This is a genomic window from Micromonospora sp. U56 (assembly GCF_018070095.1).
In the GTDB taxonomy this organism is placed as follows: Bacteria; Actinomycetota; Actinomycetes; order Mycobacteriales; family Micromonosporaceae; genus Micromonospora; species Micromonospora purpureochromogenes.
This window is the reverse complement of record NZ_JAGPYL010000182.1, coordinates 1-9,338: the sequence shown is the minus strand read 5'-3', so window position 1 is coordinate 9,338 and position 9,338 is coordinate 1. Positions and strand designations below refer to the sequence as shown.

Annotated in this window: 12 protein-coding genes; 3 read left to right on the top strand and 9 right to left on the bottom strand. The window is 73.6% G+C overall.

Going from position 1 to position 9,338, the window contains the following annotated elements; all coding sequences use genetic code 11:
* On the bottom strand, positions 1 to 1,042 hold a 1,042-nt coding region (locus tag KBX37_RS32270), incomplete at its 3' end, for a BTAD domain-containing putative transcriptional regulator (protein WP_247659416.1).
* 60 nt (positions 1,043 to 1,102) lie between these two features.
* Between KBX37_RS32270 and KBX37_RS32265 the strand changes: the two genes are divergently transcribed.
* On the top strand, positions 1,103 to 1,867 hold the full coding sequence (locus tag KBX37_RS32265; RefSeq protein WP_210779619.1) for an alpha/beta fold hydrolase: 765 nt from the start codon (positions 1,103 to 1,105) through the stop codon (positions 1,865 to 1,867).
* Between the two features lie 51 nt (positions 1,868 to 1,918).
* On the top strand, positions 1,919 to 2,425 hold the full coding sequence (locus KBX37_RS32260) for an ATP-binding protein (RefSeq protein WP_210779618.1): 507 nt from the start codon (positions 1,919 to 1,921) through the stop codon (positions 2,423 to 2,425).
* Between the two features lie 115 nt (positions 2,426 to 2,540).
* Here the strand turns inward: KBX37_RS32260 and KBX37_RS32255 are convergent, their stop codons facing one another.
* Positions 2,541 to 2,975 (bottom strand): hypothetical protein, encoded by a 435-nt coding sequence (locus KBX37_RS32255; RefSeq protein ID WP_210779617.1) that lies wholly within the window; start codon positions 2,973 to 2,975, stop codon positions 2,541 to 2,543.
* Positions 2,972 to 3,421 (bottom strand): hypothetical protein, encoded by a 450-nt coding sequence (locus KBX37_RS32250; protein ID WP_374103936.1) that lies wholly within the window; start codon positions 3,419 to 3,421, stop codon positions 2,972 to 2,974. Before KBX37_RS32250 ends, KBX37_RS32255 begins: the two co-directional genes overlap by 4 nt.
* A gap of 441 nt (positions 3,422 to 3,862) precedes the next feature.
* On the opposite strand from KBX37_RS32250, the gene KBX37_RS32245 reads away from it, so the two are divergent.
* Positions 3,863 to 4,249 (top strand): DUF2267 domain-containing protein, encoded by a 387-nt coding sequence (locus tag KBX37_RS32245; protein ID WP_210779616.1) that lies wholly within the window; start codon positions 3,863 to 3,865, stop codon positions 4,247 to 4,249.
* A gap of 103 nt (positions 4,250 to 4,352) precedes the next feature.
* On the opposite strand, the gene KBX37_RS32240 is transcribed toward KBX37_RS32245, so the two are convergent.
* The 6 genes from KBX37_RS32240 to KBX37_RS32215 form a co-directional block, all read right to left on the bottom strand.
* A complete protein-coding gene (locus KBX37_RS32240; protein WP_210779615.1) occupies positions 4,353 to 5,594 on the bottom strand; it encodes a styrene monooxygenase/indole monooxygenase family protein in 1,242 nt (413 codons plus the stop codon).
* 21 nt (positions 5,595 to 5,615) lie between these two features.
* On the bottom strand, positions 5,616 to 6,203 hold the full coding sequence (locus KBX37_RS32235; RefSeq protein ID WP_210779614.1) for an ATP/GTP-binding protein: 588 nt from the start codon (positions 6,201 to 6,203) through the stop codon (positions 5,616 to 5,618).
* Positions 6,181 to 6,525: a DUF742 domain-containing protein gene (locus KBX37_RS32230; protein WP_154936744.1), complete on the bottom strand. Its 345-nt coding sequence runs from the start codon at positions 6,523 to 6,525 to the stop codon at positions 6,181 to 6,183. Before KBX37_RS32230 ends, KBX37_RS32235 begins: the two co-directional genes overlap by 23 nt.
* A gap of 29 nt (positions 6,526 to 6,554) precedes the next feature.
* Positions 6,555 to 7,016, bottom strand: coding sequence for a roadblock/LC7 domain-containing protein (locus KBX37_RS32225; protein WP_210779613.1), 462 nt, complete (start codon positions 7,014 to 7,016; stop codon positions 6,555 to 6,557).
* Positions 7,016 to 8,194: a sensor histidine kinase KdpD gene (locus KBX37_RS32220; protein ID WP_210779612.1), complete on the bottom strand. Its 1,179-nt coding sequence runs from the start codon at positions 8,192 to 8,194 to the stop codon at positions 7,016 to 7,018. The genes KBX37_RS32225 and KBX37_RS32220 overlap by 1 nt, the downstream gene beginning before the upstream one ends.
* 637 nt (positions 8,195 to 8,831) lie before the next feature.
* Positions 8,832 to 9,338: hypothetical protein (locus tag KBX37_RS32215; RefSeq protein ID WP_210779611.1), on the bottom strand; the 507-nt coding region annotated here is incomplete at its 5' end.

Below are 9,338 nucleotides of genomic sequence, written 5' to 3'. Positions count from 1 at the left end.
GCCGGTCGACGGCGGACACGCTGGCGCCCGCCGCCTCGCGCCGGTCCAACGCCCCGAGCACCTCGTCGGCGACGCGCGGGTCGCCGACCGGCAGCGGCGCCAGCTCCACCAGGTGGGCGCCGTCCGGGAGGACCAGCTCGCGGGCGGCCTCGGTGGCCAGCCGGGTCTTGCCGACCCCGCCCGGCCCGACCAGCGTGACCAGCCGCTGTTGCGGGAGCAGGGCGCGCAGCTCGGTCAGCGCCTCGGCCCGCCCGACCAGCCCGTCGAGGCGGGCCGGGAGGCTGTTCCGGATGATCGCGGTCTTCGGCGGGGCGCTCAGGCCGGCGTCCTGTTCGAGGATCCTGCGGTGCAGGGCGACCAGCTCCGGACCCGGGTCGAGGCCCAGCTCGTCGACGAGTCGGTCGCGCAGGTCGGCGTAGCTGTCCAGGGCCTCGGAGGTGCGGCCGGTAGCGTAGAGCGCGCGCATCTGCAACGCCCGCAGACCCTCGCGCAGCGGGTGCCGGGCGACCAGCTCGGCCAGGTCGGCGGCGACCAGGTCGTGCTCGCCGCGGGCCATCCGGGCGTCGGCGAGCCGTTCGTGCACCAGGAGGCGCTGCTCGGCCAGGCGGGTGGCCTCGGCGCGGGCGAACTCGGCGTCGGCCACGTCGGCGTACGCGTCGCCGCGCCACAGCGCGAGGGCGGCGGTCAGCCGGTCCACGTCGGTGGCGGTGGCCAGCTCGGCGAACCGGTCGGCGTCCACCGCGCCGGTACGCAGCAGGTAACCGGGCGGCCGTGACTCGACCAGCTCGCGCGCGCCCGGCTCGGCGTCGTTGAGCGCCTTGCGGAGCTGGGACACCCGCACCTGGAGGGCGCCGGCCGGATTGGCCGGGACGTCCTCGCCCCACAGGTCGTCGATCAGGCGGTCCGCCGAGACCACCTGGTTGCGGTGGGCCAGCAGGTCGGCCAGCAGCACCCGCACCTTGGTGCCGGGTACGACGACCGGCTCGCCGGCGTCGGTGCTGACGGCGAGCGGCCCGAGCACCCCGAACTGCACGGCGGCCATCCTATCGACGCGGAAGGCGATCTGAAGCCGACCGTAAGCGCCGTGGCCCACCGTGGGCACATGGACATCCACCACGAAGAACACGGCACCGGCGAGGGCCGCCCGGTCGTCCTCGTCCACGGGGCGCTCTCCGGCATCGGCACCTCGTTCGGCAGGATCCTGCCGCTGCTGGCGAAGAGCCGGCGGGTGATCGCGATCGAGCTGCAGGCACACGGTCGCACCCCGGACATCGACCGTCCGCTGACCGTGGAGAACTTCGCCGCCGACGTGGTCGAGCTGCTCGACCGCCTCGGCGTCGAGCGGGCGGACCTGTTCGGCTGGAGCATGGGCGCGGCGGTCGCGCTGCGTTTCGGCACCGACCACGCCGACCGGGTCGGGCGGCTGGTGCTCGCCTCGGTGAGCTTCGACGACGCCGGCCTGCACCCGGGACTGCTGAACGGCATCCAGGACCTGCAACCGGAACACCTGCACGGCTCGGAGTTCCACGAGGAGTACCTGCGGACCGCACCCGACCCGGCCGGTTGGCCCAACCTGGTCGCCAAGATGAAGGTCCTGGACGCGAACCTGCCGCAGTGGACGCCCGAGCAGATCCGCGCGCTGGCCGCGCCCACGATGATCGTGCTGGCCGACTCGGACATCGTCCAGCCCGAGCATGCCGTGCGGATGTTCCGGCTGCTCGGCGGGGCGGTGGCCGGGGACCTGGCCGGCCTGCCGTCCTGCCGCCTGGCCATCCTGCCCGGCACCACCCACACCACCATCCCGCACCGCGCCGACTGGCTGGCCCCGATGATCGACGAGTTCCTGGACGAGGATCACCGCGGGTAGTTGCCTTCTCGCAACGGTCGCGGAAATTTCTACCGTGGGTAATCTGCGAGCGTGAACGACGACGCTGCGGCTTTCGACCCGGGGCTGGTGAGCCCCCGGCCGACCGCGGCGTCCGTGCTCATGTCCGAGGACTTCACCGCCGCCACCCTGACCGCCCTGCGGCACCGGCTGCGGGCGGCGGTCGGTGGCGCGGGACTCGTCGGCGACGAGGGCTACGACTTCGTGCTGGCCGTGCACGAACTGGCCACCAACGCGGTGCGCCACGGTGGCGGCCACGGCCACCTTCACCTGCGGCGCCAGGACGACGTGCTGATCTGCGAGGTCAGCGACCACGGGGCGACCGCGTCAGGGCTGCCGGTGCGGCTGCCCCCCGTCGACGTCGCCGGGGGACGCGGCCTGTGGCTGGCCCACCGGCTGAGCGAGGGCCTGCTGCTCACCCGAGGGGTCGACGGGGTCACCGCCACCGTGACCGCGTGCCTGGACGTCGTCGCCGGCCCGCCCGTCGTCGACGGCGCGACCGCCGAGCCGCACCCGTTCGCCGAGGACGACCCGCGATGACGCGGCGGCCGGGCTGACGGCACCGGGTCAGCGCCGGCCGTACCGGCCCGGATCGACGGCACCGGCGATGGTCGACTCCGGACTCCGCCCGGTGCCGGCCCGTCAGCGGTCGCCGTCAGGGTCGGCGGCGCGTCGGGTCGGGCCCCTGGTCCCACTGTTCGCCGCGCCTGCGGCGGTCCTCCCGGACGGCGCTGCGGATCGACCGCAGCGTGGCGTCGGGCGCGAAGATGAGCGCGTACCAGCGGTCGAGCATCGCGTGCAGGTCGCTGAGCGTGGCCGTCGCCCGCTCCGTCTGTTCCCGGGCCGTCCTCAGCTGCTCGCGGGCCGCCTGTGCCTCCGCCTCCAGCTCCGCCACCCGTACGCGCATCGGTTGCACGAGGGTCAGTGCCGCGTCGGTGAGCATGTCCGCCGCCTCCGCCTTGAACTTGCCGCGTTGGGCCACGACGGCGGCGATGGCGGCCAGGCCGCTGGCGCCGCCGAGCACGCCGAGCACGGACAGGACGACCTGCACCCACTGCGGGGCGGTGGTGGTGTCGGCCGGCGGCGTCATCGTCGGCCGCCGGTGGGACAGTTGCCGCCGTTTACGTCGATGTTGCGGATCAGCCTGCGGAGGTCGAGCAGGATCTCCGTGGCGCGCCACCACGAGCCCACCGCGACCGCGGTGATGAACGACGTCGCGGCGATCGCCATCCGGCCGGACATCACCACCAGGGCGACGGAGTACATTCCGGCGAGGGTGCCCAGCAGGAGCATCGCCGCCAGTTCGATGCCGAGGCCGGTGGAGATCCGTCCCGGCCAGGTCAGGCCGAGCAGGCCGCCCAGCCCGACGACGATGAGGCCCAGTTCCCAGCCGATCCGGACCGGTCGCGGCATCGCCATCTCCACCGAGGGTGGGCGCACGTTGAGGGTGATCAGCAGGAGCCCGCACACCGGCGCGGTGACCAGGACGGCGTTCTCGAACGGTCGCCGGTTGCGCCAGATTCGCATGCTCTGCACGGCAATTCCCTGAGGTCGATGCGGGTACCCCGTCGGGAGCGGTTGCCGGAGGCGTACGACCACGCTGCCCGGGTGGCACCCGCTGCGGGTGCCGGGGTGTGACGACGAGCGCCATCGGTGGTCGACACCTCTAGTCATACCACCCGTTTCCGGTCGCCCCCAACTGATGGGATCCGACATAAGTGCTGGTCAAGGGTGGTGCGAGCGGCCTCGGCCGGGCAACCGCGGGAGGCCTGGAGGGCCCGTCGAGCGACGTCCGGATGTCCCCTCTCGACTGTCGAGCAGGCGGCTTCGCCGCTGTTCAGGAACAAGACACCTTCCGCGCAAATAGCAAAAACTGCGCAAAACGCCACTGGACGCGATCGCCGGGCGACGGCGGCGGAGCGTTTGCCGACGGTGGCCGCGGGTAGCCACGCTGCCTCGCCACGGGAAGGACATCGCATGGCCGAGCTGAAGTTCGTCGAGAAGGTCGCCGCACGGGCGGGCGTACCGCCGGAGACGGCGCGGTCCCTGACCGAGGCCACCCTGAGCACCCTTACGCAGCGGATCAGTGGCGGCCAGGCCGGGGCACTGGCCGGCCACCTCGCCGACGAGCTGAGCCCGCTGATGATCAAGGGGACGGAGGATCCGGAGGCGTTCGGCTACGACGAGTTCCTGCGTCGGGTGGCCGACCGCGCCGGGGTGGACCGCGGGGTCGCCGAGCGGGGCGTGCGGGCCGTCCTGCAGACCCTGCACCGGGTGGTCGGACACCGGGAGTTCGAGGACGCCATGGTGCAACTGCCGGCGGACCTCCGGGTGCTGGCCGAGCCCCTGCCCCACGGACCCTGACCGACGCCGGCCCCCGGTCGTACCCGGGCCGGCCGGCGAGGTGAATCCCCCGATGCGCCGAGGCGCGGCCGACCGGCGCCGGCCGGGCGTGGGGGGGGGCGGGTCAGCCGACGGCCACCGCGGCCAGGTACTGCTCCGCGCGGTCCGGCGCCATGAACCAGTCGTCCAGGTCGTTGGGGTCGCAGAAGCCGTAGGCGAACCGGCGGGCGACCGCCGGACTGGTCGCGGCGGTGGCGAGGATCTGCTGCACGTGTGGGGGCAGCGGCTGGAGCATGGCGTTCGTCCAGTGGGTGACCGCCTGGCCGGTGTCGGCCCAGAACCGCTCGAACGTCCGCTGCATCCACTCCGGGTCGAAGGGCTGGTCGGCGCGCTCCAGGATCGAGCGCAGGTACGCGTCGGCGCACTTCGCGGCGGTGTTGCTGCCCTGGCCGGTGATCGGGTCGTTGGCGATCACCACGTCGGCCATGCCGAGGACGGCGCCGCCCGAGGGGAGTTCGCCGACCGGGTGGCGCACCGTGGGGGTGTACCGGCCGGACAGGGTGGCCCGCCCGTCGGTCAACTCCACCCGGGCGCACCGCTCGTGGATCCACGGCGTGTACTGCCGGGTCAGCTCCAGGGTCAGCCTGAGGTGCTCGGCCGGATCCCGCCGCTCCTGCCACAGGTCCAGCGGCCCGCCCGGCACCGCCTCCCAGAACAGGATGTCGCACGGTCCGGACCGGGTGAGCGCGGGAATGACGAAGAGTTCCCCGAGCCCGGGCACCGCGTTGAAGCTGACGTGCGGCTGCGGCCACAGCGGGTCCGGCGTCATGCCGTGCACGTACGCGACGGCCAACCCGCGCTGCGGCGTCGCGTAGACCGACCGCTGCGGGTTACGGTCGAAGACACCCACCAGATCGCCCTTGCCGGCCGCCACGACGGTCAGGTCGTACCGGCCGAGCCGGGTCAGCCCGTCCAGGTCGGCCGTGGTCACGCCCTGGTAGTGCACGGTGCCGCCCCGCTGCTCGAACAGCTCCAGCCAGGCGGCCATCTTCAGCCGCTGGTCGGTGCTCTGCGCGGGGTCGTCCAGCGGGCAGGGGACGCGCAGGGCCCGCTCGCCGGGCGGCGCGGACAGCGACACGTGCAGCCCCTGGATCTGCGGCGTCTGCTCCGTCCAGAGATCCAGGCCGTACCGGCGTTCGGTGTGCAGGGCGGCGGCGAACATGGCCTGTGTGCTCATCACCCAGCCACGGCGGATCTCCTCGGGCGTACGGGCCGACATGATGGTCACCTCGTAGCCCTCGGCGAGCAGGCCGAGTCCGAGCTGCAGCCCGGACTGACCGGCCCCGACGATCAGGATTCTGCGCATCTGTACCTCCAGGTGGGTGGGCTACCGGACCGCGCCGGCGGTGCTGGCCAGGGTGTGTTCCACGACCGTCACCAGGGCCCGCGCGACCGACGAGGGGTCCCGGACGTCGCAGGCGACCAGGGGAACGTGGGCGGACAGTCCGAGGGCCTCCCGGACGTCGTCCAGGCGGTGGGTGAGCACGCCGTCGAACAGGTTGACGCAGACCACGAACGGCAGGTCGGTGTCCTGCTCGAAGTAGTTGACCGCCGGGAAGGACGCCTCCAGGCGTCGGGTGTCGGCCAGGACGAGGGCGCCCACCGCGCCGCGACACAGGTCGTCCCACATCGGCCAGAACCGGGGTTGGCCGGGCGTGCCGAACAGGTACAGCACCAGGTCCTCGCCGATCGTCAGCCGGCCGAAGTCCATCGCCACGGTGGTGGTCGTCTTGTCGATCCCCGGATCGAGCCGGTCCACGGTCTCGCTCGCCGCCGTCATCCACGCCTCGGTGTTGATCGGCGGAATCTCCGAGATGGACTGCACGCACGTCGTCTTGCCGACCCCGAAGCCGCCGGCAATGACGATCTTCGCCGAGGTCGGCAGGGGGTACTCAGGCGAGCTGACGGAGGCCATCGCGGAGTCTCTCCAGAAGGCGGTGGTCGAACGGGGAGGCGGCGGTGTCGCCGTGGATGCACAGTCGGTCGGTCGCGGCGAGGTCGTCGACGACTACCCGGGTCACCCCCAGCGACATGCCGCAGACGGCGGACAGCTCGGCGACCGACCGGGTCGTGCGGGCGTGCTCGTAGAGCGAACGGGGCTCCGGCAGCAGGCCCGAGGCGAACACGGCGTCGTAGTACGGCACCGACACCAGGGTGTGCACCAGCAGGTGCTGCCGGGTGCGGGTGCGCCCGCCCGTGAGGACGTAGGGCCGCACCTTCCAGTACGGGGTGGGCATGGTGGAGACCTCCTTGGGCTCCGGGACGGTCAGCGGGCCGGCCGGCCGGCGGTGTGGCGGTGCAACTCGCTACGGACCTGCGGGGTGAGCGCGTGCCGGACGGCTCCGACGAACTGCGTCATCCGGTAGGCGACGACGCGGAGGTCGCAGCCGGCCGTGGCGGCCACGGCCAGGCCCGCCGACTCGCCCACCCGCATGAACAGCAGGTGCCCGTGGGGCAGCCGGACCGTCAGGTACTCCGACGGCCCCAGGTCGAGCAGGGCGGCGCTGCGGTCGGCGATGCTGAGCAGCCCGGAGGTCAGGGCGGCGAGCTGGTCGCCGAGGTCGCGGGGCACCCGACCGGACGCGGCGAGCTGGAGTCCGTCGAGGGAGACGAGCACTGCGTGGGTGACGCCGGGTACGTCGTCGGCGAACTGGCGGACCAGCCAGGCGCAGTCCGGCGGGCTCTGGCCGGCGACCTGCTGGTGGCGCGTGTCGAGCGGTCCGGTCATCAGGGGTGTCCTTCGTCGAGGGTGGCTGGTCGGGCGTCGCCGACGCCGGCGGCGAAGTCGGCTGTCTCATCGGGCCAGGCAGAACCGCCGGGCGCTGGGGCCGGGGGCTGGGGTGCCGTACCCGGTGGCGGCGGGCGGTGCGCTCCGGGCGAGGGAGTCTGCGCACGTACGCTCTCGCGTACCCGGCGGGGCAGGCCGCCGGCCGGCTCCGGCGGGCGGGTGTCCGGGGCCGGGCCGTCGCCGGCCGGCGCGGCATCGACGAGGGTGGCCAGGCGCACCGTCGGGGCGTGCCTGCTCTCGTCGGACCTGGACATCTGCGCGCTCCCTTGCGGGATTCCTGCCCAGACGGGTGGCGGGCCGCCCGCCGTCGTCGGCGCGGTGCCGGCAGGCCCCGGCCGGGCGGCGGGCGCCACCTCGCAGAGCAGGGATCCGGGGATCAGCAGCGTCGCGGTGGTGCCGCCCGAGGGGCGGGCGGTGAGGTTGACCCGCAGCTGGTGGGCGCGCGACAGGTGCGCGACGACGAGCAGGCCCAGGTGGGCCGCGGGGTTGCCGGTGGCCGGTGCCGGCGCGGTGCCGGCCAGCATGGCGTTGAGCTGCGGTAGCTGGCCAGGGTCGATGCCCACGCCGGCGTCCTCGGCCCGGAGCAGCACGCTGCCGTCCTCGGTGACGTAGGCGGAGACGACCACCGACGAGGTGGGCGGCGAGAAGCGGGTCGCGTTGTCGAGCAGTTCGGTGAGTACCCGGATGACGTCGTCGGCGGCGAACTCGACGACGCCCAGGTCGACGACGTGTCCGACCCGGACCCGGGGGTAGTGCTCGATGGCCGAGGAGGCGGCCCGGACCACGTCGACCAGGGTGACGGTCTGCGGGCTGGCGTCTTCGACCCGGCGGCCCAGCAGCACCTGGAGGTTCTCCGCGTGGCGGCGGATGCGGGTGTTCGCGTGGTCGATGCGGTAGAGCCGTTCGAGCCGTTCCGGGTCCTGCTCGTCGGTCTCCACCGCTTCGAGGTGGCTGCCCATCTGGTACGCCGAGGCGAGGATGCGCAGCGCGAACTGGTCGCAGATCGCCGGCCAGCGGTCCTCCGCGTGGTTCTCGGGTAGGGGTGGGCTCGCCGCGGCGGCGTCCGCCTGCGCGAGCGCGGGATCGAGCCATCGGGCCGCTCGCTGCCGCCACGTCATGCGTCGACGATGCGGTGCCGTCACTGTGGACATCTCGTCGTCTTTCACGAAATAGCAGACCTATCGGTAATCAGGGTTTCTGACACGGTGCAGCAGTCAACCACCGTTCCCTGATGGTGGCAACGCCGTCCGGCCGATCTGAGGCTTTTCGCACCGCGCCTGTCCGGGGCCGCGCAGGGACGGGGTGGCCTGCGCGATGACGGCAGGCGTACGGGTCGACCGCGGTCGATCAGCCGGTGATCGTGCCACCGCATGCCTGCCGTGCCGGTTCCGGGCCGGTCGCGTCGATGCCATGTCTGTACATCGCGGGTAACGGGCAGAGCGCAACATCATTTTTTGGGTGACCGCCGCGCTCGGCTGGTCAGGTGCCGTCCACCGTCCCCACTGGCCCCGCGACGAGGCGGTGTGAGGTGCGGACGTCGGGCGGCGGGGTCACCGGTCGGTACGGGGTCACGGACCGCGCCCCGCCAGTGCGCACGAGGGCCCCGCCCCGCGGCCGGCGCCGCCGGGCGCACGAGGTGGTGGCTGCGGAAGCTGGTCGGGTCGGCCGGGGCGGTGGCGGCCGGTGTGCAGCGCCGATCCGTTGCCGTGACCGACCGACCCGGCCGGGTGGCACGACGCCGCGCCATGCTCACAGTCAGCCGAGCAGGTCCCCGGTGGGCAGCGGCAGCTCCGGCAGTGGCGGCAGCAGCGACGGGCTCGGCGCCGGCGGCAGGGGAAGCTTCGGCAGCGACGGCAGCGACGGCAGGAGCCCGGATCCGGAGCTGGGCCGCGGCGAGGGCCGCGCCGACGGCGACGCCGGGGCGGTCGGGGGTGGAGCCGGGGCCGGAGCGCTCGGGGAACTGGTCGTCGAGGCGGCCGGCGCGGGCGGCGCAGGCGGGGCACACCGGGGCCAGCCGGGGCAGCTCGCCGCCGCCAGGTCGCGCAGGACAGCGTCGATCTCGGCGCGCAGCCGGGCCGCGTCGGCGGGGTCGGTGACCGAGGTCAGGTCCTGTTGGGCCTGGTCGACCCAGTGTCGGGCGTCGTCGAGCCGGCCGGCGGCGACGGCGTCGCGGGCGCGGGCGATGCTCTGCTCGACGGTGCGCACCGCGGCCTGCTCGGGATGCAGGACCTTGGTCAACGACCACAGCGGGCTCGTCGGCCC